22 protein-coding genes are annotated in these 26,998 nt (G+C 41.6%); 5 read left to right on the top strand and 17 right to left on the bottom strand.

Annotated elements, in window-relative coordinates:
• The first annotated feature begins 37 nt into the window (after positions 1-37).
• From fahA to G563_RS0128755, 4 genes are all read left to right on the top strand, one after another.
• Positions 38-1,276: a fumarylacetoacetase gene (gene fahA, locus G563_RS0128770; RefSeq protein WP_028668376.1), complete on the top strand. Its 1,239-nt coding sequence runs from the start codon at positions 38-40 to the stop codon at positions 1,274-1,276.
• Positions 1,277-1,309: 33 nt separating this feature from the next.
• Positions 1,310-2,161 (top strand): flavin reductase family protein, encoded by an 852-nt coding sequence (locus G563_RS0128765; protein ID WP_028668375.1) that lies wholly within the window; start codon positions 1,310-1,312, stop codon positions 2,159-2,161.
• 328 nt (positions 2,162-2,489) lie between these two features.
• Complete coding sequence (locus G563_RS0128760; RefSeq protein WP_028668374.1) at positions 2,490-5,645, top strand: SusC/RagA family TonB-linked outer membrane protein; 3,156 nt, start codon at positions 2,490-2,492, stop codon at positions 5,643-5,645.
• A 13-nt stretch (positions 5,646-5,658) separates the two neighbouring features.
• Positions 5,659-7,140: a RagB/SusD family nutrient uptake outer membrane protein gene (locus tag G563_RS0128755; RefSeq protein ID WP_028668373.1), complete on the top strand. Its 1,482-nt coding sequence runs from the start codon at positions 5,659-5,661 to the stop codon at positions 7,138-7,140.
• Between the two features lie 70 nt (positions 7,141-7,210).
• Here G563_RS0128755 and G563_RS0128750 read toward each other — a convergent pair whose 3' ends face one another.
• From G563_RS0128750 to G563_RS0128695, 12 genes are all read right to left on the bottom strand, one after another.
• A complete protein-coding gene (locus tag G563_RS0128750) occupies positions 7,211-8,803 on the bottom strand; it encodes a serine hydrolase domain-containing protein (protein ID WP_028668372.1) in 1,593 nt (530 codons plus the stop codon).
• A 3-nt stretch (positions 8,804-8,806) separates the two neighbouring features.
• Positions 8,807-9,544, bottom strand: coding sequence for a GDSL-type esterase/lipase family protein (locus G563_RS0128745; RefSeq protein WP_051211266.1), 738 nt, complete (start codon positions 9,542-9,544; stop codon positions 8,807-8,809).
• Between the two features lie 168 nt (positions 9,545-9,712).
• Positions 9,713-10,084 carry a hypothetical protein gene (locus G563_RS0128740; protein ID WP_028668370.1) on the bottom strand — a complete coding sequence of 124 codons (372 nt, stop codon included), beginning with the start codon at positions 10,082-10,084 and terminating at the stop codon, positions 9,713-9,715.
• A gap of 107 nt (positions 10,085-10,191) precedes the next feature.
• Positions 10,192-11,565 carry a cytochrome-c peroxidase gene (locus G563_RS0128735; RefSeq protein WP_028668369.1) on the bottom strand — a complete coding sequence of 458 codons (1,374 nt, stop codon included), beginning with the start codon at positions 11,563-11,565 and terminating at the stop codon, positions 10,192-10,194.
• Positions 11,566-11,749: 184 nt separating this feature from the next.
• Positions 11,750-13,123, bottom strand: a complete 1,374-nt coding sequence (locus tag G563_RS0128730) for a hypothetical protein (protein ID WP_028668368.1) — start codon at positions 13,121-13,123, stop codon at positions 11,750-11,752.
• A gap of 787 nt (positions 13,124-13,910) precedes the next feature.
• Positions 13,911-14,447, bottom strand: a complete 537-nt coding sequence (gene hemJ / locus G563_RS0128725) for a protoporphyrinogen oxidase HemJ (RefSeq protein ID WP_028668367.1) — start codon at positions 14,445-14,447, stop codon at positions 13,911-13,913.
• A 93-nt stretch (positions 14,448-14,540) separates the two neighbouring features.
• The gene (locus tag G563_RS0128720) at positions 14,541-15,977 is read right to left on the bottom strand and encodes a lytic transglycosylase domain-containing protein (RefSeq protein ID WP_028668366.1); all 1,437 of its coding nucleotides are present in this window, start codon (positions 15,975-15,977) and stop codon (positions 14,541-14,543) included.
• Positions 15,978-16,030: 53 nt separating this feature from the next.
• The gene (gene gatA / locus G563_RS0128715; protein WP_028668365.1) at positions 16,031-17,482 is read right to left on the bottom strand and encodes an Asp-tRNA(Asn)/Glu-tRNA(Gln) amidotransferase subunit GatA; all 1,452 of its coding nucleotides are present in this window, start codon (positions 17,480-17,482) and stop codon (positions 16,031-16,033) included.
• A 108-nt stretch (positions 17,483-17,590) separates the two neighbouring features.
• A complete protein-coding gene (locus tag G563_RS0128710; protein ID WP_028668364.1) occupies positions 17,591-17,794 on the bottom strand; it encodes a Sec-independent protein translocase subunit TatA/TatB in 204 nt (67 codons plus the stop codon).
• A 266-nt stretch (positions 17,795-18,060) separates the two neighbouring features.
• On the bottom strand, positions 18,061-18,513 hold the full coding sequence (locus tag G563_RS0128705; protein ID WP_028668363.1) for a YkvA family protein: 453 nt from the start codon (positions 18,511-18,513) through the stop codon (positions 18,061-18,063).
• A gap of 109 nt (positions 18,514-18,622) precedes the next feature.
• The gene (locus G563_RS0128700; RefSeq protein WP_028668362.1) at positions 18,623-19,156 is read right to left on the bottom strand and encodes a YfiT family bacillithiol transferase; all 534 of its coding nucleotides are present in this window, start codon (positions 19,154-19,156) and stop codon (positions 18,623-18,625) included.
• Positions 19,157-19,196: 40 nt separating this feature from the next.
• Positions 19,197-19,691, bottom strand: coding sequence for a cupin domain-containing protein (locus tag G563_RS0128695; RefSeq protein WP_211235321.1), 495 nt, complete (start codon positions 19,689-19,691; stop codon positions 19,197-19,199).
• Between the two features lie 97 nt (positions 19,692-19,788).
• On the opposite strand from G563_RS0128695, the gene G563_RS0128690 reads away from it, so the two are divergent.
• A complete protein-coding gene (locus G563_RS0128690; protein ID WP_028668360.1) occupies positions 19,789-20,604 on the top strand; it encodes a UDP-2,3-diacylglucosamine diphosphatase in 816 nt (271 codons plus the stop codon).
• A 1-nt stretch (position 20,605) separates the two neighbouring features.
• On the opposite strand, the gene G563_RS0128685 is transcribed toward G563_RS0128690, so the two are convergent.
• From G563_RS0128685 to infB, 5 genes are all read right to left on the bottom strand, one after another.
• Positions 20,606-21,340 (bottom strand): carboxypeptidase-like regulatory domain-containing protein, encoded by a 735-nt coding sequence (locus G563_RS0128685; RefSeq protein WP_028668359.1) that lies wholly within the window; start codon positions 21,338-21,340, stop codon positions 20,606-20,608.
• A 55-nt stretch (positions 21,341-21,395) separates the two neighbouring features.
• Positions 21,396-22,229, bottom strand: a complete 834-nt coding sequence (locus G563_RS0128680) for a phosphatidate cytidylyltransferase (RefSeq protein WP_028668358.1) — start codon at positions 22,227-22,229, stop codon at positions 21,396-21,398.
• On the bottom strand, positions 22,210-22,422 hold the full coding sequence (locus G563_RS0128675; RefSeq protein WP_028668357.1) for a putative signal transducing protein: 213 nt from the start codon (positions 22,420-22,422) through the stop codon (positions 22,210-22,212). Before G563_RS0128675 ends, G563_RS0128680 begins: the two co-directional genes overlap by 20 nt.
• On the bottom strand, positions 22,409-23,380 hold the full coding sequence (locus tag G563_RS36135) for a CPBP family intramembrane glutamic endopeptidase (protein WP_084651000.1): 972 nt from the start codon (positions 23,378-23,380) through the stop codon (positions 22,409-22,411). The genes G563_RS0128675 and G563_RS36135 overlap by 14 nt, the downstream gene beginning before the upstream one ends.
• Positions 23,381-23,674: 294 nt before the next feature.
• Positions 23,675-26,980 carry a translation initiation factor IF-2 gene (gene infB, locus G563_RS0128660; protein WP_028668356.1) on the bottom strand — a complete coding sequence of 1,102 codons (3,306 nt, stop codon included), beginning with the start codon at positions 26,978-26,980 and terminating at the stop codon, positions 23,675-23,677.
• Positions 26,981-26,998 lie beyond the last annotated feature (18 nt).

Here is a 26,998-nt window from a genome sequence, read left to right as displayed (position 1 = left end):
CTCTATTTTTTCTTTATATCACCAATCCTGAATTCAAATGTGGCTTTCGATAGATAAAAACACAGATTTTTCAATTCACAATTTACCTTTTGGCATCTTTTCTACCGCTAATACTCCCAAACGCGTCGGAGTAGCTCTTGGCGAATGGGTCATAGATATGTCTAAATTAGCTGAATTAGGGGCTTTTAATGCACTTGAGTTTGATAAAACTGTCTTTCAACAAGATTTTCTTAATGCTTTTATGGCTACCGGAAAAAATATCCGCGTGGCAGTAAGGCAAGTGTTGCAGCAGATTTTTGAAGACCCTTGTAGCCCTTTTAAAACACATGCGGCAGATTTTTTAGTAGCACAGCGAGAGGTGGTTATGCATCTACCGGTCAAAATAGGAGATTATACCGATTTTTATTCGAGCGAGCAGCACGCTTTCAATGTAGGGGCGATGTTTCGCGACCCGCAAAATGCCCTCCTACCCAACTGGAAGCACTTGCCCGTAGCTTATCATGGTAGAGCTTCTTCGATTTTTGTATCTGGTACAAATTTTCATCGTCCTCAAGGCCAAACACGTCCCGACGACACTCAGCCTCCTCTCTTTGGCCCTACCAAACGCCTCGATTTTGAGCTTGAAATGGCTACTATTATAGCCAACGGCAATGAGATTGGTACCAATATTTCGGTAGATAACGCCGAAAATCACGTGTTTGGATTTGTGTTGTTTAATGACTGGTCGGCCCGTGATATTCAGAAATGGGAGTATGTTCCTTTAGGTCCTTTTTTGTCTAAAAACTTTTTTTCGTCTCTATCTCCGTGGGTAGTCACGATAGAAGCTCTTTCTCCTTTTCGGGTACTGGCCTCTCCCCAATCTCCTGAAGTTTTGCCTTATTTAAGTGGCTATAATCTCTCAAATTTTGATATTGTACTAGAAGTTTACCTACAATCCAGTCAAAACCCACTTTCAGAAACGCTGCTATGTCGTTCCAATTTCAGAAATATGTATTGGACAGTAGCTCAGCAGATTGCCCATCATACTATCAATGGCTGCAATCTCAATACAGGCGACGTACTAGCTTCAGGAACTATCTCAGGGCCTACGCCCGACAGTTTTGGGTCGTTGTTGGAACTGACTTGGGGAGGCAAAAATCCCATTGTGTTGCCTGATGGCTCTACACGTAAGTTTGTAGAAGACTATGACACTATTATTATGCGCGGTTTTGCGCAAAAAGGAGACATCAAAGTAGGATTTGGCGAAGTAAAAACCACTATCTTGCCTCCCAAATAATCTAAGTCTTCATCAAGGAAAATCTGTCAACTCATGCTTACTATCGACCCTCAGGCGGTTTCAGTTCCTGTACTTCACCATTATCTACAGGGGGCTATTGCTCCACGACCTATCGCTTTTGCCAGTACTGTTGACAAAGAAGGCAATGTCAACCTCAGCCCCTTTAGTTTTTTCAATTTGTTTGGTACAAAACCTCCAACGCTGATTTTTTCGCCCAATCGACGAGTAAGAGATGCCACTAACAAACATACGCTTGAAAATGTACAAGAAGTAGACGAAGTGGTTATCAACATGGTGGATTATGCAATGGTAGAGCAGATGTCGCTTGCAAGTTGCGAATACTCCAAGGGCACCAACGAATTTATCAAAGCAGGTTTTACGGAAGTGCCCTCCCAGAAAGTAAAACCGCCCCGCGTAGGTGAATCAAAAGCAGTGTTTGAGTGTAAAGTAAAACAAATCATTTCGTTGGGAGAAGAAGGCGGAGCTGCCAACCTCATTATATGTGAAGTCATACTGGCTCATTTTTCTGAAGATATACTTGATGAAAATGGAAAAATTGACCAACAAAAAACCGATTGGGTAGCCCGAATGGGGGGGAATTGGTATGCAAGAGCTTCGGGAGAAGCGATTTTTGAAGTACCAAAACCTAGCACCCAAAGAGGAATTGGCGTAGATATGATTCCTGATTTTATCAAATCGAATCCTTTATTTACAGGAAATGACCTAGGCCGTCTTGGAAATATCCAACAACTTCCTTTGACAAGCGAAATCCAAGAGTTTAGAAGTCTTCATCACAATAGTGATTTATTACAACTTGCTAAGCAGTTTCTCTCAGCAGGGAAAGTACATGAAGCTTGGTTGGCAATACTATCCGATATAAAATAAATCTCTTTCATTTTCTCTAAAATTTACCTCTCCTTATTTTTGAAACTTATTTTACGGTTCAAAATATGCCTCATTTTGCAGAATGGGGTATTTTTTACTTGTCAATTTTCTCAACCATTGTTATTCAAAAGATTAAATAATTAGAATATAAAATTCTATAATTCAAATTTCACAAAACAAAATTTCACCTAAAAGGGCATATACGTATACTTAAACACAAAAAAATAAACCTAAAAATATCCTAATATACAATTTTATTAACTAAAATTGCACGGTGTTTTTCCACACCTAGAAGTACTCATTACACTTTATCAAAAACTAAATTACTATGAGAAAAGCTTTACTGCTCTTTCTCCTCCTTTTGGGAGGAGTGGCTAGTACGTTTGTACATGCCCAAGACAAAACCCTTACGGGAAAAGTTACTGCAGATGATGGTGCTCCGTTGCCAGGAGTAAACATCGTCATTAAAGGCACTACGAAAGGAACTAACACAGATGCTGAGGGTAACTTTCGGATTAGCGCTCCTGCAAATTCACGCTTACTAATTAGTTATGTAGGCTTTGTGGCTCAAGAGTTTGTAGTGGGCAATCAAACTACGCTCAATGTAAGTCTAGTGCCTGATGCAGCAAATCTAGAAGAGGTAGTCATCACTACTTTTGGTACTGCCAAGAAGGCTTCGTTTACAGGTTCGGCCGCCAAAATCGACGCTAGCAGCCTTGCACCTCGCCCCGTCACCAACCTTGGACAAGCACTTGCTGGAGCTACTTCGGGGGTACAAACAACCGCCGGAAGCGGTCAGCCTGGTTCTGCCCCTGATATTCGTATTAGAGGTTTTGGATCTATTTCTTCTTCCAATTCCCCCCTATATGTAGTAGATGGTATCCCTTATAGCGCCGACATTGCCAACATCAGTACGAGCGACATTGAGACTATTACGGTACTCAAAGATGCAGCATCTACTGCTTTGTATGGAGCACGTGCGGCCAACGGTGTTGTAATGATTACGACCAAAAAAGGACAAAAAGGAGCTAATAGTATCAACATCAAATACACTAAAGGTCTTAATACGAGAGCTTTACCAGAATATGACCGTGTAGGTCCTGCCGACTACTATGTATTGATGTGGGAAGCAAACCGCAACAACTTTGCCTACCGTGCTACCAACCCTATTCCTATGGCAACAGCCAGTACCAATGCAACAAATGGATTAGGAGCGATTGTGGGATACAACATTTATAACGTTCCTTTCAATCAGCTTGTAAGCACAGATGGGGTATTCAATTCAAGTGCTAAGATGCTTTACAGCCCCGATGACCTCAATTGGGAAAAACCCATCATGCGTCAAGGTAATAGGGATGAGTTAAACCTCAACTTCTCAGGGTCAAACAACAATACTGACTACTTTGTGTCGCTATCATACTTAAACGACAGAGGCTTTCTTATCCGTTCTGATTTTGAACGCTATACCGCTCGTTTGAATGTAAATAGTCAAATGAAGCCTTGGTTTAGAACAGGAGCAAACATTACGGCTACTATTTCAAATTCAAACCAATCTGATGCTCCAGCTACTGGAGGTACATCATTCGTTAACCCATTTTTCTTTTCGAGAGGAATTGCCCCTATTTATCCCATTTACGCTTATGACCCTGCCAATCCAGGCTCTTTCTTAATGCTCGAAAACGGAAATAGACGCTGGGACTATGGTAACTTAAGCGCTTTAGGATTGCCAAACAGGCCTCAATATGGCGGTCGCCACATTATTTCAGAAACACTTCTTAACCAAAACTACTTCCGCCGCAATGTATTTGGAGGGCGTGGTTTTGCTGAGATTAGTTTCTTGAAAAACTTTAAGTTCACGGCCAATGTAGGTGCGGATATCACCAACCGCAACAACGTCACTTTCGGAAACCCCGAAATCGGAGACGGTGCCCCTGCTGGTAGGTCAACCCACGAATTTGAATACCTAGCTAGCTACAACATTTCTCAACTCCTGAATTACACCAAAACATTTGGTAGCCACGGAATAGAAGCCCTCGTAGGACACGAAAGCTACAACCAAATGAGCAACAACCTTGAAGGCTCTCGTTCTCAGCAGATTTTGGATGGCAACTATGAGCTTGTAAACTTTACAACGACCACCAACCTTACCTCACAACTCAACCGTCGGAGAGTAGAGGGATATTTCTCAAGAATTAACTACGATTACGATCAAAAATACTTCTTGTCGCTTTCGGCACGCCGCGATGGTTCTAGTAAGTTTTATAAAGATGTACGTTGGGGGACCTTCTATTCTATCAGTGGAGCTTGGAGAATAGATCAAGAAAGTTTCTTAAAATCAGTTCCCCAAATCAGTGCCTTAAAACTCAGAGGCTCTTATGGACAAACCGGAAACGACGGCGATATCAGCAATTATGCTTGGCAACCTCTCTATGCTCTAGGATGGAACAATGCTACCGAAGCGGGTATTTTGCAATCTAGTTTAGGAAATACTGCTCTTGAGTGGGAATCAAGCAATGCTTTTGATGTAGCTCTTGAATTTGGTCTCTTCAAAAACCGTGTTACGGGAACTATTGAGTACTTCGACCGTCAATCTTCTAATTTGATTTTTGATGTTCCTTTGCCTTTGTCAACGGGTATCACTACCGTAACTCGCAACATCGGTACGATGTACAACAAAGGCATCGAAATAGAGTTGGGTTTTGAACCTGTTAAGACCAAAGACTTCTCATGGCGCTTAGATCTCAATGCAACTTCTTACAAAAACAAAATCACCAAAATGCCTGATGAGAATAAAGAACTCATTGACGGAACTAAAAAACTCAAAGAAGGTAGCTCCATTTACGATTATTGGTTGAGAGAATTTATGGGTGTTAGTCCTACTACGGGAGAAGCACTCTACAGAGCAGCTAGCTATGTACCTGCCAACTCCACTATCACCGAAAAAGGTGACACTGTCACAACCAATATCAACAATGCTCGCTTCCATTATAATGGGTCAGCTATTCCTAAACTAACAGGAGGTTTTACGAACTCATTTAGCTACAAAGGCATCACTTTGTCGGCTTTGGTAGTGTACCAAATTGGGGGTAAAATCTACGATGGAGCCTATGCTAGTTTGATGGGAGCTGGGTATCACAGCGCCAAACATGTTGATATCTTAAAAAGATGGCAAAAACCTGGTGACATCACGGATGTCCCTAGAATGGACGCTGGACGTACAACCGATTTCGATGCTGCTTCTGACCGCTGGCTCATCGACGGGAGCTATATCAACATACGCTCAGTGACTCTTTCTTATACGCTCCCTAAGCTCATTGCTCAAAAGCTATATTTAGGCAATGCCCAGGTATTTGTAAGTGGTGAAAACTTCTTCATAAAATCAAAAAGAAGTGGTATGAATGTTCAGCAAAATTTTGCAGGAACTACCGGAAACGTTTATAGTTCTGCTAAGTCGCTGGTAATGGGTATTTCACTTTCAATCTAACATTCAAGAAACTATGAAAAATAAATTCATCATCATATTACTAGCTATTATATGTACAATAGCTACGTCTTGCGAAAAGACTTTTCTTGACACTGCTCCTACGGCGAGTGTAGATGCGGCGTCTGCTTATGCCACTACCAAAAATGCCGCTGCTGCTATCAATGGCATTTATAGAGCCTTGATTGTAAGGTACTTAAGCTCTCAAGGGCATTCAGGTCATCCTGCTATGATGATTATTCTTGACCACATGGGAGAAGACGTTATTATAGGTACTACCGCTGCTAGCTGGCACGTAGGCGAAACTCGCTGGACAGCCCACCGCTCCGAAACCAATACGATGGCCCGCTTCCCTTATGAGCTTTACTATCGAGTAATTGGGAATGCCAACATCGCTATTGCCAACATTGACAATGCTGTAGGTCTTCAATCTGAACGAGACCAACTCAAAGGGGAAGCCTACGCTTTACGCGGGTGGGCTTACTTCAATCTAGTACAGCTCTATGGCAAAAGATACGACGCATCAGCCAAACCTAATAGTCAACTAGCAGTACCACTGGTACTTTCACCGACTACAGAGGGGCTTCCCAGAAATACCGTAGAAGAAGTATATACTCAAATCAATAAAGATTTACAACAAGCTGCTTCTTTACTTAAAACTGCACGTTCGTTCAAATCACATATCAACTTAGAGGTGACAAAAGGGATTTTGGCCCGAGTAGCACTTACCCAACAAAACTGGGCTGATGCCGCCAAATATGCCGCTGAAGCACGTACTGGATTTGCATTAATGTCTGAGACACAATACCAAGACGGTTTTGCTGATATCTCTAATCCAGAATGGATGTGGGGTTTTGACCACCTCGAAGATCAATCAGAGTTTTTTGGTGGATATCACTCCTATATCTCTTGCAACTACAACTCGACCGTAATCAGAACCTATCCTAAAGTAATCAATAGCCTACTTTATGATAAAATCCCTAGCACTGACATACGGTCTAAAATGTGGGTAAAAGCTCCCACTGCTGCCAATTCGATAGTGCCTCCTGGGGGTGTACGAGTACCTTATCTCAATCAAAAATTCCGACTTCCGGGTACGCCTTCAACAAGTGCAATGGGTGATGTACCATACATGAGAGCCGCCGAGATGTATTTGATTGAAGCGGAAGCTAAAGCTAAACTAGGTGATGATGCAGGTGCTGCCAAAGCCTTGTTTGACCTTGTTAGCAAAAGAAATGCAGCCTACAAACTCTCGACTAGTACGGGGGCTGCTTTGCTAGACGAAATCTATTTCAACCGCCGCATAGAGCTTTGGGGTGAAGGATTTAGATTCTTAGATTTAAAAAGACTCAACCAACCTCTCAATCGCAATGGAGCCAATCATATCGCCTCTATCACAGTACTTTTTGATGTGCCTCCAGGTGATGTTCAGTGGGAGTTTTTGATTCCAAGAAGAGAAATTGATGCCAACAAAGCCATAGTTCAAAATCCTCTCTAATTCTATTTTTAGAAAGTATATATTAAAAAACGGCAACTCAGGTGGAGTTGCCGTTTTTTTGTTGTATGTGTTATACTACCCTTCTACCCTCAATGGGCTCTCGTTTGTCTTTCGTGCCCGACATTCGATTAATACTAGTGTCAAAACTGACTCGAATTTTATCATCCTCAAAATAACATATCACATAATCCCGATGCGGGGACTCATAGTACCTTATCGTGATTTCAAAGGTTTGAGGATCATTCCATACCCCACTAGCGGCTATTTTGGCGATTTTTTCCCCTCTTATTTTCTGAGAGGGCACGAGGTTAGGGCGCGGAATATCTGTTTCTCCAAAAGCCCATTTTCCAAGCCCACAGATGATCTTATGAGTACCTTGCGCATCATTCATCACCCACTGATAAGTATCCCCTTCGCGATAGCTCAAGGATACACTCTCTATATTGTGGGGATTAGGTTCAATCCTAAATGACTGACCGGATACTTTAGCAGCATTGGCTCGCAATACTTTTCCCTTCGGAGCACTAAGCGCCAAAGTACTCATGTGGCGTTTTAGTAGTTTAGCCGAAGCGTTGTTGGCTGGAAGAGGCTGAGACTTCATCGCAGGTAATAAATGAGTCCACACCAAATCCAATATTCCTTGCATATTGGGGGTTTCGCTCGTAATCGCAATCACCGCATCTTGGTCAGGCATCACAATTGTATATTGCCCATACGCTCCATCGCCACGGTAAGCATTGTGACGACAACGCCAAAACTGATAGCCATATCCTTGCAGCCAATCATTATCCTCCTTGGGTCGTGTAGGTTTGGCAGGCGAAGGCTGCTGAATATGAAACGACGTAGCTTCTTCTACCCATGCTTTCGGAATGATTTGTTTGCCGTTCCATACGCCTTTCTGCAAATAAAGCTGTCCAAACTTCGCCAAATCTTCTGTGCGTACTCTCAAGCCCCAGCCACCCGTATTGATGCCTTTAAAATCTTCTTCCCAATCAGCCCCTTCTATTCCTAATGGCTCAAACAAACGAGGCTTGAGATAATCAATCAGCTTCTGGCCTGTTACTTTTTGAACAATCGCCGAGCACATATAAGTAGCCATACTATTGTACAAAAACGTACTACCGGGTTTGTGAACAATAGGCAAAGCCAAAAACATTTTCACCCAATTTTCTTCATTCCTAATCCCTTGACCCGTTGGATCCACCGCATGACCTACCGACATCGTAAGCAAATCCTTGATAGTGAGTGCGGCTAAATGATCACTTACCTGACTAGGTAACTCTTCAGGAAAAAAAGAAATCACTAAGTCCGAAGTTTTGAGCTTTCCTTCTGCTACCGCCAAACCCACCGCAGTAGAAGTGAAACTTTTGCTCATCGAATACATCGTATGCCGTAAATCTGCCCGATAGGGTGCCCACCACCCTTCAGCAACTACTTGCCCGTGCCTTACTATCATAAGACTATGGAATTCGTGTTTACTTTGGGCAATAGCTTCCAAAAAAGCAAGGATACCCGCAGAATCCATTCCTTGTAGCTCTGGCGCACTTCGAGGCAAGCTCGCCTTGACTTTAGAAAATGCATCCAAAGAAAAAGCATTAGATAGTGCGAAGGCTGCACTGGTCATTCCTAACTGCTGGATAAATTGGCGACGAGTTGTTTGCATGGTTTACTTGTATTTTTTCTTTAAGACTGGCACAAGTACTTTGGCGTATTCTCGATACCCTTGGGGATTGATATGTAAGCTATCTTTGGTATAAAGTTCGCTTTTTACCGTTCCGTTGGCATTGAAAAGCACAGGATTAATATCTACATAAGATAATCGCTTACCTGTACTCATTGATTTTACCATGGCATTTCCGGCTTTGACGGTAGGCCAATGTTGACGCCGCGAAGGAGAGAGTTTCATGGAGACAAAACAAATATGAGTCTGAGGCAAGCGCTTTTGTACCAGTGATACAAACTCTCGATAAGAATCAAACATTTGTTCGGGAGATTTATATTTTTTCCCAGTTAAGTCGTTTTCTCCACCATATACCACAATGAGCTTGGGCTCATAGGGATACACCATTCGGTCTACATAATGAATAAGCTCAGGAATAGTGGAGCCCCCAAAACCCCGATTTAAAATAGGAAGAGGTGCCAGGTCGGTCTGAATGTCTTTCCAAAGCCGCCAACTCGAACTTCCATAAAACAAAACGCCGCCTTTTTTTATGCCATTGGTGGCATCCTCTTTTTCGTACTTTTGGATTTCGGCCTCAAAGCGATTAGGTGCATAGTCAAGTACAAAAGGCTCGGCAATAGGTTGATAGGTCAATGGTGCGTTTCGGTGACAAGCCCCCAAAATGGCAAGGATTCCCATAAGCAAAGAACCCCAAAGGAATTTGTGAAGAAAAGAAACTTTCATACATCTAAAAGAAGTTTCTTTTCAAAGAAGATTTCGGATGATTTATACGCTTTCTAAATCCAATAAAAAAGACTCTTTTTCAAGAGCCTTTCTCAAATCTGATTTCAATGTCTATCCTTATAGACGGTATAGACCACTTTATTTAGCCAAGGTTAGCTTTGAATAGAATCATTTTTTGGAGGCCTCTTTTTTACCCTCAAATACACTACCGTCGTAGTCCAAAACTACTTTGACAATTTGTTTTTCTTCATTGCGCAAAAAAGAGAATTTAGCCATATTATCGGCATTTTCAAACTTATCTATCGTATCTTTAATAGGTTTTAAAGGCCCTTCTCTGTCTCCTGCTTTGACATACAGGTTTCCTTCTTTGATGCTAAATTCGATATATTCAAAAGGAAGGTCTTCAAACTTAAAATTTCCCACAAACTCCTCTAGTCGAGAGGTATCGGTCACTACTACGGATGCCGCTACCGACTGCGCTGCGGCTTCATAAATCAACCCCGTGCTTGCTAACAGAAAACTTAAAATGATTTTTTTCATTGATGTATTTTATTTTTTTATAAACATTAAGGAGGCTCAAAGTGGTTTTAATGCCTCACATTTCTTGTCAGCAAATAAACCATTTTTTTTACAAAAAAATACAACACCTAAAAACCTAAATCTTTACGACTTTGGGCGTCGTTGTTAGGGAAGGCAAGCCCCGAAGGCAGAGCTTGAGGTACATATCTTTTAAGATTAGGGTCATATAGCCCTTCTTTGATAAAAGACGTCAAGTTTTGTATTTCGTCCTGCGTTAGTTGAAGAGGCTTAAACTCCTTGGCTAATTGCGATGAAGGCACATTTTTGTTTTGAGGTACTGCCGCATTTTTATAGGCAATCACCGACTCGATGGTTGTAAACGAAGCTCCATGTCCATAAAAAGGTGAATCTTTTAAATTATAAAGCTGAGGAACTTTAAACTTGTGCATATCGGCGGCCTTGCCCGTAAAACCTCCCCTTCCTTTGTGCTCAGCTTTTTCGCTACCGGCATTTACGACTACATTTCTCCCATAGCTTCCTTCGGTAAGGTTCGACATACCAAGTGCATGAAATTCCATATTGGCGAGAGACGGGCCATTGTGGCATTGATAGCAACCCGCTTTCCCAAAAAATAAAATGGCACCTTGCTTTTGGCTCTCGCTCAAAGCACTGTATTCACCTTTCAGCCATCGCTGAAAAGCCGCCTCATTCGACAATAAGGTCCGTTCGTAAGCAGCAATCGCCAGCCCTACGTTGATGACTGATTGTACGGGGTCATTCAAAGTTTTTAGGTCAAACGACTTTGCATATAAATCTCGATATAGTGGTCGATTAAAGAAAAAATTAGGATTAAATCCCAATCGATGTACCCCTTGACCCGCAATAGCCTGCGTTTCGATGCCCTGAAACCCAAATTTATTGTTTTCTTTGGGCGTCCCTTTAGTCCACGAAGCTTGCGTATTTTCGTTGAAATGAGTAGCCCCAAACTGCCCATTCCACAACATATTGGGTTGATAAGCCGCATTCATCGCCGAAGGTGTACGAATAGGCTGTACATCTACTTCAGTAGCTTTGTAATCAGACTTAATCGTGCGAGTCTCCCCACTTACCCCAAAGCCCGTGCCTCCCTCGCCCATACCTTGCGGCACGCACGCCTGAAATCCTGCTTTTGAATGATGACAAGTAGCACATGAATAAGTTTGGTAACTTGATGCTTTTTGAGGAGTCATTCCAAGACCTGTCTCATGAAATAGAAGTTTGCCTAGCTCTACCTTATCGGCAGTAATGGGGTTTTTAGGGTCTTGAGGAATTTTATTAAAATCAATACTAGCGGGCAACATATAAAACTCTTTCCCTTTTCCTGAAGAGGCAGCTATAAGTACCTTCTCAAGCTCTTTATCGATTCCTTCTTGCACAGGCTCGTTAGCATTTGGATTACAAGCCCAAGTACTTAGTATTAATACAATCCCTATTGTTAGCTTAGTAAAATTTTGTTGAGTCATAGTAGTTAGGGTAATTATATACAATAAAAACTACTTTTTTGTAAACAAAAATCTAGCCATTTTATGTCGATTAGTGATGACTTTGGTCAGGTTTAATGATAATTTAATGTTTTTTGAGTCTTATATATACCAAAAGCTCCCTTGGCTAGGAAGCTTTTGGTATATATTGAAAAAGACCCAATTTTTATATCAAAATCTGATATTGAAGCGTCAAAGCGCCTTTTCGTCCATTGGCATTAAGCTGACCATTCGTAGCATTTTGATACACAGGGCGACTTTGATAATCAAGTGTCAGTTTAGTATTATGACCTTTAAGTAGCCAATTGATTCCTGTGCTATAAATTCCCGCCGTTTTATTTAGTCTCTGATAATCTGCCAATTGAGCCGATGCATAGGGCATAAGTGTGCCATTTTTACCTAGCAAATCCGCTGCGCACAAATAGCCTATCTGTCCATACACCACACTCCCTGTTCCAAACATCGGGAAAGCATTTCCTTGGGTACCAGATACTCCTGAAAGCGGCAATGTGGTTCCATTGGCAGGGTTCATGATACCATTGAAGCGTAAATAATTTGTCCCATAGTCAGTGTTAAAATAACCCAAATAAGCCGAAATAGCCGTCCCTTTTTGTTTGTTGAGAGGCATATCCGCATACATCGCAATCGACCATAGTTTCAAGGCATTATAGACGGTGTCACGCCCTTGGTTTTCGGTACGCCACATGGCATTTTTTTGAGTAATAAACCCGCCTTCTATGTTCAGTATTTTCTTTTTACCCAGATAAGTGCCTGTCATATAGGGCGTCTGGTGTGTTTCTTTATCAAAAAAATTATAAACTAAAAAACCTTGATATTGCTTATGATGACCTTTGACGGCAAACGAAGAGTTGGTTGAAATAGCAGGAACGGGGTTTCCACTAGTACCAATAGGAAAGGGATCGGTCAAGCCTAAACGATAATCCCACTTACCTACTTGCCCGCGTGCATACAAAGTCAGCTTTCGCGAAAACTCGTCGGTCTGATCTACGGTGGCTTGCGCAAATACTGGCACATCCATCGTCATGATGGAAGTCACGCTTGGCTGACTAAACCGCGAAAGACCATTCAAAATCGTCAGCCCCCCTCCTATTTTGAGCCAATCCTTATTGACAAAAGCCGAATATTCGACCACAGCATCATGAATAAAAAAGGCAATTTTACGATTGGCAGCTACTCCTTGGGCATTCCCCAAAGCAGGAAATCCATTCAAAAAATTGAAATTATTCATTCCCATCTGAAAATACACAAACGCCCGGTCACTAATCTGCCCAAACATCTGAATCCGTGTACGGCGCAACCCTAAATCCAAAGTCTGCGAAGCGGCTTCGCCAAGCACCGTAGTACCAGGGTTGCTTTGATTATATCTCAGCCACGTCTGATTCATAAACGTAACCTTAAAAAAATGAGAACCTGATGAATTAAGTGGATATTTTAGCTCATTTTTCTCGCTTACTTGAGGAGGAGTTTGAGCGTAGATTGAAAAAGTACAAAAAAGAAGAAACCAGAAAGAATGCTTCATGGCGTGATTATTTAGGTATATTGTTTAATTAGGACAAAGTAAGATTTAAAAAACTAATGCGAAAGTACAGTAGAGTCACTCAGCAGTTAACTGCCAATTGTGGTTTTTTTAAAAAAATTATTACCTCAAAATCAAGCACTTACACCAATACACCTACTCTAAAAAGCTGGCTGATACGCCGTACTTATACATATATATGGTCGATATAAAGAGCCCTGAATATGCAAAAAACACCTATAAGATTTTGGTAGTGGCAAACCTAAATCAATCCCGTTTGAATACTACTTATAGTAGTGCTGGGCACTTTGTGTAAGTGACAGGATTTTGAGGACATTAATGGTAAAACTTATACAAATGTTTTAAGAAGCGAGTTGTTATATTCCAAACCGATGTGGTATGACGTTTTTACTTTTCTTTATAAATACAACTTATTTGGATATAGTCCCCCCCCTATAGGCCTTTGGTTTAAAGATTAGATTTTGTCATTTTCATTTCCAAAACTAAATCTTTAAGCTATACCAAAAACAGCGACTCTTTCTTTTTAATCACATCTTAATAATTTGCGACTTCTACCTTATGCACCTTCCTTATGAAGCAATAAGTGGTTTTTTGTTATTTATCTTGTTCTAAAATTTGAGAAATTTTCCTTGAAGTACTTGAAGATAAAGGGATTTTGAAGCTCCATACAAAGCTTTACTTCAAATATCCACTCTGCCATATTCTGTTAGTAGCATAGCTGTTGTATTAATCAAATAAACAGCCCTAATCACTCAACACAGTTATGGTATTAGCCCTCGCCCCGTCGTTTTTTATATGCCTTGGCAAACGCAAACAATAGAACGCTAAAGGCCAACACACCACCGAAAGCATAGACGAAATTGAGGGTGTCGCGTAAAACGGCCAACAAAGCGATACTCACCAAAAATAAGGTAGGAAGCTCGTTGAGAAGTCGAAATTGGAAAGAATTATAGGGTTTTTCTCCTTTTTCTAGTTTCACAATCACGCCCTTACACCAAGTATGATAGCCCGAAAGCAACAACAAAATCGCAAATTTGACTTGAAACCAACCCATTTGCCAATAGCCTGGGTTTAGGTACGTCATGATAAGGCCGCACGTCCAAGTGAGCATCATAGCAGGATTACAGATGATTTTGTAAGCCCGCCATTCCATGAGGTTGAATTGATCTTTGAAGGCTTGACGCAAATGTTCGGGTTTTTGGTCAGCTTCAATGTGATACACAAACATTCTAACCAAATAAAAAAGGCCCGCAAACCATGCGACGGCCCCTACAATATGAAATGCTTTAAAATAAAAAAGTGCCATTGGAATGATGTTATCCGTTAATAATTATCGGTCATCAAAAATGGTGATACAGCCCGACAATGCCTAACGGATAACCAACAATATTAGAGATTATTATCCGACAATTAGTTTTTGCCCCTTACGAACCGTATTACCTTTTAATCTATTAATTTTTTTGAGGCGGCTTACATTGATACCATAACGCTCAGCAATAGTAGAGAGGGTATCGCCTGCTTGCACACGATGATAACGCATTTTAATCTTCGTGTTTGCTTTGGGTTTGGTATCCACTCCTGCCAAACGCTGGAGTACTGGGTTTCCGGCCGTCTCCTTATAAATTAGGAGTTTTTTTCCTCGCATCACAGTGCTGCTTCTCAAGTGATTCCACCTCTTGAGCTCATGCATTTCTACGCCATATCGGTTGGCTATTTTGCCCAAAGTTTCTCCTTTTCTGACAGTATGAAAAAGTTTCTTAGTAGTAGGTTTTAGAGTTTCTCCGTCTTCTTCTGACTGCTCTGTACTATCAGGATTTGTGAGTGAGGCCAACGCATAAGGAGCTTGGCTAAAGGGAGACTTACATGCAGAATCCCAAATCGCTATTCTATTTTCTGTAACATATTCATAGCAATAGCTAGGGACTTTGACGACATAGTCTTTAACGTAATGAGGGAGTTCTGTATTAATCAATTGTGGATTGAGCTTGTATAAGTCATCTAAATTGACATTACTTAATTTAGCAAAAGTATGAAGATTGAAATAGCCCGTGATTTGAAGCGTATCCGTCAACATCGGATATTCGGGACTTTCTGGAAATACGCCATGGTCAGCATGATAGTGCATCATGTACATAATAGCCACAAACTGCGGTACATAATGACGGGTTTGTTTTGGTAAGAAATTGTAGATTCCCCAAAACGTATTGGAACCTGAGCGCCGAATTGCCCTTTTGACATTTCCGGGACCTACGTTGTAAGCAGCCAAGGCCATTTCCCAATCCCCAAAAGCATTGTAAAGGCGTTTTAAATAACGACACGCGGCATCGGTCGACTTGACGGGGTCAAAACGCTCATCAATATAGTCGTCTTGTTTCATACCATACTCGCGGCCAGTAGCAGGCATAAATTGCCAAAGACCTCCCGCGCCAGCGTATGAAATAATGCGCGGATTTAATCCAGACTCAATGAGAGATAAAAACTTCAACTCACGAGGCATGTTATACTTTTCGAGCGTTTGCTCATACAACGGAAAATACAAATGCATATGCTCTAGCATTCTTTTGACGAAGCTAGGCTTTTTGTAGATGAAGTATTCAACAAATTGATGCGTCACTTTGTGATAACGCAACGGAATCTCATTTTGCAACTTTGCCAAGCGCTCTTTTACCAATGCTTCTGGCACCGTAGAATCGGCAAAATTTTCAATCTTTAATAATTCCTCCTCAGCCACGTTGGTGTTCGTTTCTACCACTTGGGTATGGGCATATTTGCTAGCTCCAAGCCAACATAGTCCGGCCACCATACTTACTCTCACAATTCGCTTCAAATCCATCATCGCTTACGTTTGTTTCTCGTTAGATTTTACATTTCTCTTTCTGTTTTCAATGGCTAGTATGTAGGTAAGTTTTGTACTTGCTGATTACTCCCCACCAAGCGATGGCAGAAAGCCAAAAGCTGAGCTTCACCAAAAGGTTTTCCCATGATTTGTAAACCAATGGGTAAGCCCGTTTCGTCGGTACCATTCGGAATCGAAACTGCTGGGTTTCCTACTACATTGGCTTGGACCGTAAAAATATCCGCCAAATACATCTGCAATGGGTCTTCCGTCTTGTCGCCAATCGGGAAAGCAGTAGTGGGAGTAGTTGGCATCACCAAAAAGTCATATTTCTCAAAAAGCAAGTCAGTTTGCTCTTTCATCAAACGTCTTACTTTTTGCGCTTTGGTATAATAAGCATCATAATAACTCGCACTCAATACAAACGTGCCAAGCATAATACGGCGCTTCACTTCTGCTCCAAACCCTTCACTCCTTGATTTTTTGTATAAAGAAGTTAAATCTTCAACTTTACTGCTTCTGTGACCATACCTCACCCCGTCAAACCTCGAAAGATTGGAGCTTGACTCAGCGGTAGTCAATATATAATAAGTAGGTAAAATATAAGATAGTAATTCAAAATCGACAGGTTCTACCACATATCCTTGTTCTTGAAGCCAAGTAAGTTTGGCTTGAGTAGCTTCTCTGATTTCGGGCTGGATAGCCTCACTTAAACTCTCGCGAAGATACCCTATTCTTAAAGGGTGAGAGTCCAATTTGAGTGCAGTATATTTTTCGACTTCTCTTTCAGAAACCGTACTGTCAAAATCATCTTTGCCTGCCATGATTTCGAGTAGCAATGCCACATCTTCTACGCTATTGGCAATAGGGCCAATACAATCAAAAGAAGAACCATAAGCAATCAGTCCCCAGCGCGAAATACGGCCATATGTAGGTTTGAACCCTACTAGTCCGCAGAAAGCCGCCGGCTGACGCACCGAGCCGCCCGTATCGGAGCCTAACGAGGCCAAGCACATATCAGCTTGCACTGCCACCGCCGAGCCTCCCGACGACCCACCTGGGACTCGTGAAATATCAGCAGCGTTACGAACTACCCCAAAAGCCGAGTTTTCGTTGGAAGATCCCATCGCAAACTCATCACAGTTTTGACGTCCAATAATGATAGCATCTTCGTCCAAAATCCTTTGTACTGCCGTAGCCGTAAATTGAGAAATAAACCCATCCAATATTTGGCTTCCTGCTTGTAGCCCATGCCCTTGATAACAAAGCACATCTTTGATTCCGACTACCATTCCTGCTAGGCGTCCTGCTGTGCCTGCCGCTATTTTTTTGTCAATCTCTTCTGCTTTCTGACGGGCTTCTTCGTCATAAACCGCCACAAATGCATTGAGGGTAGGATTTTTTTGTTCAATATTTTTTAGATAATACGCTACCAACTCACGGCACGATACCCGACCGGTGCTCAAATCTGCTTGTACTTGACCGAAAGATGTGTATGACTTCAAAATCTTATATAAGGTGGTTTTTGGAAAGGCATAAAATAAAAAATCGGCAGTAGTTCTGTAACTACTGCTGATTTAGTGAATCAGGCTATTAAAAAATATCCAGATTAATTATTTACTTACATCGTCGAGTCCTTTCTCGATGTTTTCTTTTACTTCTTTAGAAGCATCTTTAAACTCACGGATGCCTTTGCCAAGACCTTTCATCAATTCAGGAATCTTCTTAGCACCAAAAAGCAACAAAACGATAAGGCCAATCAAAAGGATTTCTTGTCCTCCTAAGCCTAAAAATAACAAGATTGAAAGCATATTCATTGATAATACGGTTAATGATTATTGAGTTATTCGTTATCTGAAAACAAATTGATATTCACAAATAACTTGATTGCTACACTAGTAAAACGAACTAAATGGCTAAATTTACCTTAGTCCCGCCGAATTTTAAGCGTTTTTTAAGATGACTAGCTGCAAAATTAACAACTATTCGTCAAATAAGCAGTATTAAATATCGAGTTTGTCACGCTGAGTTTATGATTTTTGGAGGCAACACCCAACCTCCTCATTCTCATATCTCTACTCACTTATCCCATTTCTCCGTCAATAGAGACCGTATTTTGCTGCGACTCCCACTGACGAAAAGACTCTAGGTCGTCTGAGATAGCATTAAACAACCACACAATCAACGCAATATCGTCAGTAAGACCCACTACAGGCAACAAATCTGGAATTAGATCTATCGGCGATAAAAAATACAACAACACCGCAATAATGCGCGTCAATGTTTTCCAAGGAATAGTGCGGTAATTACCTGACACGTAAGCCTTAAGCAATCTTGTAAGTAGCACTATTTTCTCGCGTAGAGCATCATATCCTGCACCTTTTAGGCTATTACTCTTTGCTAGTGTATCTTTTAAGAGTTGCAATAAGCTGCTTGTATTCCGTGCATAGCGTCCTGCTTTACTAGTGGCATTTTTAAAAAAAATGGATTTTAGTATACGTACAACAATGTTGTCAGAAGTGGATGCAGATGGCATTTTAAAAATAAATTAATTGTTTTCGTGATCTGTTTTTATGACTACACCTCAATAAACGCAAAATCACATTAAAAAATTTATTGGAGTCCAAAAATCTCTTTTTTGCTTTTTATTTCCAACCTTCTCGTAAACACAGCCGATTGATATGCTCATAGTGATGCTCACTGTGCCAAGCATACATCGCTATCACTTCTCTCAATGCAAACACTCGCTTGGATTCGGGATGAAAGTAAGTTCGTGCCAAATCAGCATCAGTAAGAGAATTGAGCAATACTCCCCATCGCAAATGTACATACTTGAGTAACTGCAATGACCAATCGACCGGCGCACCTTTACCATCAGCTAGTTCGGCCCAGAGCGCTTCTTCGTACGGCTTGATAGAAGGGTTTTCTTCAGTCAATGCTAATTTAAAACGAATATAAGCATTCATGTGGCTATCGGCTACGTGGTGCACTGTTTGCAACACTGTCCACCCTCCCGGACGATAAGGCGTGTCGAGTTGAGCTTCTGTGAGGGGATTTACGGCATTAAACAACTTCGACGGCAATGCACTGATGGTTTGAATCTGAGATTTTGTCTCAGCCGGTGTGTATATTTTTCCGTACTCAAATTGACCAATCGGATAACGAAGTGATTCTTCCATGTTGAAATTTTAGATGAATGCTCTTTAATCCTATTCTAAATTACCGTCCAAAATCATCCTGAACGCGTACAATATCGTCTTCATCGGAGGGGTGAGAAGCGTCGGTATGCTGCCAAATTTCGGCTAACACTCCCCACTCGGCTAAACCTACCAACCGGTGCCGCTCTCCTTGACGTAGTGTGATGAGCTCACCAGGTTCGTAAGATTTTACTTCTGTTTCTTGGTCAGTATCACTTTTTACTACTCCTACAATGCCACTCACTACACGCCAAATTTCGGCTCTCCTATGATGGTATTGCCATGACAATCTTTTTTCGGGAGCTACTACCAAAATTTTAGGACTAAGTTTTTGCGTAATTTGTATCGTCGACAACTCTACGCTTGGAAAATACTTTGCGGCAAAGGCCGGGGTTTGGGCTTCGTCCAACACAAAAAAACCTCCCCAAGGACGAGTTTGGTCTTGTTTTACGACGTTGAAACCTTGTTGAGCCAAGTCCGCAGCAATCTTTTCAAATACTTCTGCTTTTGTGGGCATGATAAATTCTATTTAATATTGATACAGGTGAAGCGTAAAGTTAAAAAATCTTATAAAGTAATCTCCGTATTTTTGCCTGAATTCTAAAATATAAAACATGTCTTTTCAGCAGTTAGAAGTACAGCTTCTTTCAGGAAAAAAAATTTTCTTTGCATCCGATTTTCATTTAGGGGCACCTACTCACGCCAAAAGCCTTGAAAGAGAGCGGCAAGTAGTCAAATGGTTAGAAAGCATTCGTCACGAAGCTCAAGTGATTTGTCTGGTTGGTGATTTGTTTGATTTTTGGTACGAGCATCGTCGGGTAGTACCGAAGGGATTTGTGCGTTTTTTGGGAAAACTGGGCGAACTTACAGATGCGGGTATTGAAATCATCGTCTTTCCAGGCAATCATGATATGTGGATGACCGACTATCTTGTCAAAGAGCTTAACGTAAAGATGTACCGACGCCCTTTAGAAATGGTCATTCAATCCCCTACCTCTACCACTCGATTTTTAGTAACTCATGGAGATGGTCTAGGGCCGGGGGATTATTCTTATAAAGTATTACAAAAAGTCTTTGAAAGCAAAATTTCGCGTTGGGCTTTTGGTAATCTCATGCACCCTGATTGGGCACTTTGGCTAGGGCAATCGTGGGCAGAACACAGTTGGAAAAAACATGCAAAAGCAGACTTACCCCAATTTTTGGGAGAAAAAAACGAATGGCTTATTCAGTACGCCATTGAGCAAGAAAACAAAAAGCACCACGATTTTTATGTTTTTGGCCACCGCCACATAGAAGTTTACCATGCCATTGGAGAAGGGCAAAGTCACGTGGTGATTTTAGGAGATTGGATTGTATATCAAAGCTATGCTACCTTCGACGGTCAGCATATGAGCATGCAAAACTTCGGTACCCCTAGTGGGTCACGCTAGGCTAATCTTTCTTTAAAATATCTTGACGTGTAAGATTCTCGCGGGGTGCCTGATTCAGAATTTCGCGATATTCTTTCTTTTTCAAGTCGCCGTTTTTAACTGACTTCAGGAAATTGGCCCAAGCAAATGGATTAAGGAAAGGAAATGCCGTTGTAAAACTTCGATTGGCAGCATTTTCTCGGCCAAATATCTGTTGATCCATAAAAGACCTATAATTACTTGCTGCACTCATAGGAGTAGCGGCGGCCATTTGCATTAGCAATTCTTGCCGGGTATTTTTTTCGAGGTTTTCACGTTCAAACTCATCAGGTAGCTTCATAGCAATGATGGCTTTTTTAAACTCCTCCTCAGTGGCATAGGGATAGACTTTTACTTCAGCTAAGGTCTTAATATCTTCTTTCATCAAGATAATAGCAGAGTAAGACTCTTCCATATGTCGACGAGGAATGACATGGTACTGCTTCTGATAACCTAGATAACTAAACACCACACTATCTCCAGGAAATACCGGCAAAGCAAAATACCCGCCTTCGTCGGCAAGCGTTCCTCTTCCTGCTCGCGGGATAAATATATAAGCTTTGGATAAAGTCTGAGTGCCTTTTACACCTACTACCCGTCCCGTAAACATAATACTTTTGACTTGCCCTTGGGCTTGGGTCTCATTTGAAGATACACCTACCAATCCCACGCACAAGAGTAACAAGAAGAAGAAGCTATATATATTTTTTTGTTGCATGATATTCAATTTAAGTTCAGGAACGACAAAGCTACTACTATTTTAACGTCTTAGTTCAGGAAAAAATTTTAACAAAGGTCACAATAAAAGGAGTCGAAAGAAGGAGCCCATCAAAACGGTCCAAAAAACCGCCATGCCCGGGTATTGTACTTCCCGAATCTTTGATAGCAATACTTCTTTTGAAGAGTGATTCTACCAAGTCTCCTAGGGTACCTCCGACCACAATCAACGCTGCAATACAATACCACTCCCACGGCTCGTGGCTTTTGAAATAAACCCCTAATACAAAAGCTACTAAGCCTGCAAAAGCAGCTCCTCCAGCAGCTCCTTCCCAAGATTTTTTGGGAGAAACTCTTTCAAAAAGCTTACGCTTTCCTAAGTAAGTACCAGCAAAATAAGCACCGATATCTGTCGCCCAGAGCAATAGCAAACATCCTAATACAATTTCAAAATTATAGGTTCCGCCTCTCATCGCCAATACACTCAAAAGTGAAAAAGGAATCGCCACGTAAATAATACCCAAAAAAGTAAAAGCAATATTTTGAAAAGGTTTCAAATCTCTCTTTTTATAAAGCTTAATGAAAAATATCATCGTCACTAGAGGACTAATGAGAAAATAATTTTGAAAACCTATAATTTCTTTTTCTATCAAATAGGTAAGCACATTGATAAAAACGCCACACATGGTTCCATAGTAGGTCAAGGGCTGATTGCCGTCAAGGCCCAAGAGCTTATAAAACTCCAATTGGGTAAAGGTACTGATAGCGCAAAAAAGCAATAAAAAAGTCCAATCTGCGTATAAAATAGCCCATAAAATAATGGCAACTCCTACAATAGCGGCTATGATGCGTTGTTGAAGGTTTGATAATTTATCCAAACGAGATTTCATTCACTACAATTGTTTTAGCGATGATTGAATCCTTCAGAGGAACATACACCTCGCACTTTCCAAAATGATAACTACTATCCTGCTTATTGATGATTACCGCCGAAATGCCTTGTTGCTCTAGGTATTCTTTTACAATCTCGGCTCGGTGTTGAAAACTTGTTTCAAAAATCTTTTCCCAGTTATTGAGTACCATTCGTTGAGGCAGAACTTCGGTTTACAATCATTTTTAAGTTAAAAAGCAAGCCAGTAGTTAGTGCTAAAGACACCAAGGCTCCAATCCAAGGTACAGAAGATTCGGTATTTTCTACATCAAAATTGATTGCTTTTCGATGTGCTAAAAAGACGATGATAACGGTCGTAGCATTATGGACAAAATGAGCAAAGATAGGTGCCCACAAATTACGCGTCCAAACATACATATACCCAAACATCCCCCCTAGTAAAAGCCTTGGGATAAACCCAAAAAATTGTAGATGTATGGCACTAAAAAGCATCGCCGTAATCCAAATTGAAAGATGTACATCCCCAATTTTATGGAAAATTTTACGCTGTATAATACCTCTAAACAATACCTCTTCTCCTATCGCTGGAATCACAGCCATAACTATCACAGCTACAACTAACTCTAATACAGAATCAAAACTTGTTAGGAATTGAGTCATTCGGGCTAGTTCTTGCTCTTTACCCGACATCCACTCCTCTACTCTTTGCAATCCTTGCGGCAAGTGTAGATGGCTATTCCATTCAATCACCCAACTGTTGAAAGGCATAAAAACGATAACTGTCAACAACACAATCGCCAACACCAAGTAGGAAGGAAGAGGACGACGCACAAACTCTTCAATACGGTGTTGCTCAGACCATTTCCAGTAAATTATGCTGGGTAGAAAAAAAGAAAAAAAGTGAGAAACTCCATGCAACAACATTAAGTACCACCAAGCATACGGAAACTGCTCAGGGGCTTGGAGCATTTGAGTAATTTGTTCTAGACTGAGCTTTCCGTGCATAAAACTCAACAACACGATAGCCCCCATAGCCAACATATTACCTATCGACATACCAAGTAATATAAGCCCTATCAACAGCATCATGTTGCGCCAAGGAGGCCGTTGAGGTACGCTATGAGCTATTTCAGAAGGAATATTTTTCACAGGCTAGGATTTGTTAATTACGGTGCAGCGCTACTTAACTACTTAAAATAAACACAAATATAATATTATAACCCAACAAACGGGTGTTGATAGAGAGTTTATCATAGACAAGGCCACGGTACCACTCAAGTGTATGATGGGTATGGTCTTTTTAATCTCAATAAAACTGTCTATAGTTACAACAAAACAAACAGGCTTCTGGAAGTTCCAAAAGCCTGTTAGAAAAATTATTGAGGTAAATCCATTAACTGCAAAGCTTTTATTCGAGCCTGTTTTATGAGCTTACCCGTTGACTTAGAGTGTTCTTTTTACTTCTTTCATTTCAAAGCTTTCGATGACATCTCCGATTTGAATATCGTTGAGACCTTTGATACTCAATCCGAATTCAAATCCTGATTTTACTTCATTGACATCATCTTTGAAACGTTTAAGCTGCGATATTTCGCCTTCATGTACCACGATAAAGTCTCTAATAACACGCACTTTGTTATTACGTTTGATGAGACCATCTGTAACATAAGAACCCGCCACTGTACCAACTTTACTGATTTTAAATACCTCACGTACTTCGGCATTACCAACGATTACTTCCTCCATGGTAGGTTCTAGTAAGCCTAGCATAGCATCTTTCACCTCGTTGATAGCATCATAAATAACGGAGTACAGGCGAATTTCGATTTGTTCTTGTTCGGCCAGTTTTTTGGCATTGTTGGAAGGTCTTACTTGGAAACCAACAATAATGGCGTCAGAAGCAATTGCAAGGTTAACATCCGATTCGGCAATTTGCCCCACCGCTTTGTTAATGATATTTACCTGAACTTCTTCGGTCGAGAGTTTTAGCAATGAATCTGAAAGTGCTTCTACCGACCCGTCCACGTCACCTTTAACAATGATATTGAGTTCTTTGAAGGTTCCGATGGCTTTACGGCGTCCAATTTCCTCAAGAGTAATATGCTTACGAGTACGAATCGTCTGCTCGCGCATGATTTGCTCACGTTTGTTGGCAATTTCGCGCGCTTCACGCTCATTTTCCATTACGTTGAACTTATCTCCCGCTTGTGGGGCTCCGTTTAAGCCCAACAATTGAACTGGCGTAGAAGGGCCTGCTTCTTTGAGGCGAGTTCCGGTAGCATCAAACATCGCTCTTACACGACCAAAGTGCGCACCTGCCAAAATCACATCCCCCACACGCAATGTACCTGTTTGCACCAAAATAGTAGCAACATACCCACGACCTTTGTCGAGAGAGGCTTCAATCACCGTACCAGAAGCGCGGCGATCAGGATTTGCCTTGAGTTCGAGCAAATCTGCCTCCAGAAGCACCTTCTCCAACAAATCTGGAATCCCCAAACCTGATTTTGAAGAAATTTCTTGGGTTTGATATTTACCACCCCACTCTTCGACTAAGATATTCATATTGGCCAATGCCTCCCGTATTTTTTCAGGGTTGGCACCCGGCTTGTCAATTTTACTAAATGCAAACACAATCGGCACCCCCGCGTTTTGGGCGTGGTTGATGGCTTCGCGTGTTTGAGGCATTACTGAATCGTCAGCCGCAATGACGATAATAACTACGTCAGTTACTTTAGCTCCACGTGCACGCATCGCCGTAAAAGCTTCGTGACCTGGTGTATCGAGGAAGGCGATTCGACGACCACCGTCTGTCTTAACGCTGTATGCTCCAATGTGCTGCGTAATTCCCCCAGCTTCGCCGGCTGCTACGCGAGTGCGTCGAATATAGTCAAGTAGAGATGTTTTACCGTGGTCAACGTGACCCATAATAGTTACAATTGGTGCTCGTTCTTGCAACGATTCCTCATCATCTTCTTCTACTTCTACATCACCTTGGATTTCTTCTTCGGCCGAAATAAATTCTACTTCATAGTCAAATTCATCTGCTATCAGGGTGATACTTTCGGCATCTAAGCGTTGGTTTATGGACACAAACATTCCCATACTCAAACATACCGAAATTACTTCTTGTACTGATACACCCATAAGAGACGCAAGCTCATTGGCCGAAATAAATTCAGTTACTTTAAGTACTCTTGCATCTTCCTGCTCTTGCATCAAGCGTTCTTCTTCTGCTTCTGCCCTTACCCTTCTACGCTCGCGGCGTTTGTCGGCCCCAAAGTTTTTACCCCGTGTACCTCCACTCAATCTAGCATTGGTAGCCTTGATTGACTCAGATACTTCTTTGTCGGTGATTTCGTCTTTGCGTTCACGCCGATTATTACCTTTTTTGTTGTTACCACTACCACCGCTGTTAGGTGTTCCTGTTGTATTGCCTTTTTTGGCATTGTTATTAGGAGTGTTTGCAGCTGGCGTACTTGGGGTATTAGCTCCCTTGTTGGCGTTGTTAGTGTTGGGATTATTGGCGTTGTTAGTGTTCGGATGTCCACCTTTTTCGCCCTTCCCTTTATTGTTATTGTTGTTATTGTTACTATTGTTGTTGTTACTATTGTTATTAGTATTTTGTGCTTGGGGGGCATTTTCGGTTACTTTTTCCCCTTTGCGCAAACGCTTACGTTTACGTTTTTTGTCGCGGTCTTTGTCCTTATTATGACCGCCACTCTCTCCGCCACTACGGCGCTCGGTAGGTAGCTCAATTTTGCCTAAAATCGTCAATCCTTTGAGTTGATCGGCTTTGGCTTCTATAAGCTCAGGTTCAATTTCTGGCTCTGTCGGTAACACTTCTTTGGGTGCAGCTGGTTTATTTTTAGGATGGACAAATGGAGCCTGCTGCTTTTCCACTTTAGCAACAGGTGGTACTGGTTTTGGTTGTTCTTTGGGAGCAATTTTAGGCTCTACCACTGGCGCTTTAGGCGGTTCTACTATTGGCTCATTTTTTACTACATCCTCTTTCACCACTGGCTCTACTACTGGTGCTTTAGGAGGTTCAGGTTTTTCGACAGGTGGAGGAGTCACTTCTGGTGCTGAAACTACCTCCTGTTTTACCTCCACAGTAGGTTCTTCCACCACTGGTACTGAAATCACCTCAGGCTTAGCTTCTTCCACAGGTGCAGGAGCTACGACTTTAGGCTCTTCAGTCACCTTAGGTTCTTCTACTACCGGTTTCTCGGCTACTATTTCAGGAACCACCACTTCTACTGCTGGTTCTACTTTTTTCTCTTCTACGGGTGCTTCCACTGGCTTAGGTTCTTCGACCACCTTAGGAGGGACCACATTTTTTGTACTTCTAGGGGCATCCAAATCTATCTTGCCCACTACTTTGAGTCCAATCGACGAGGTTTCTGCGCGCTCAGGCTCAGGGCTTTTTTCTATCTTCTCAGATTGAGCCTCTGGGTTGACAGGTTTAGGAGCAATTCCTGACTGAGAATTACGGAAATACAACACAGGGCTATCTTCTGAAGGAGCTACGGGGATATTTACCTCTTCTTTTTTGGGCGTACTTCCCCCTAGCAGACCTTCAGCTTTGAATTCTTTTGCCAAAAATTCTAACTGCTCTGCGTTTAGTTTGGTGTTAGGATTGTTGTCAACCTTAAAACCTTTTGCGCCCAAAATACTCGCAACCGCCGCGTGGCTTCGGTTGAGAATTCGGGCCGCTTGGCTAAGGCGCATACTTTTTTCTTCCGACATACTGGAAATATTCGTACT

The organism is Runella zeae DSM 19591 (assembly GCF_000423565.1).
Lineage (GTDB): Bacteria > Bacteroidota > Bacteroidia > Cytophagales > Spirosomataceae > Runella > Runella zeae.
This window is presented reverse-complemented; position numbering and strand designations above follow the sequence as displayed.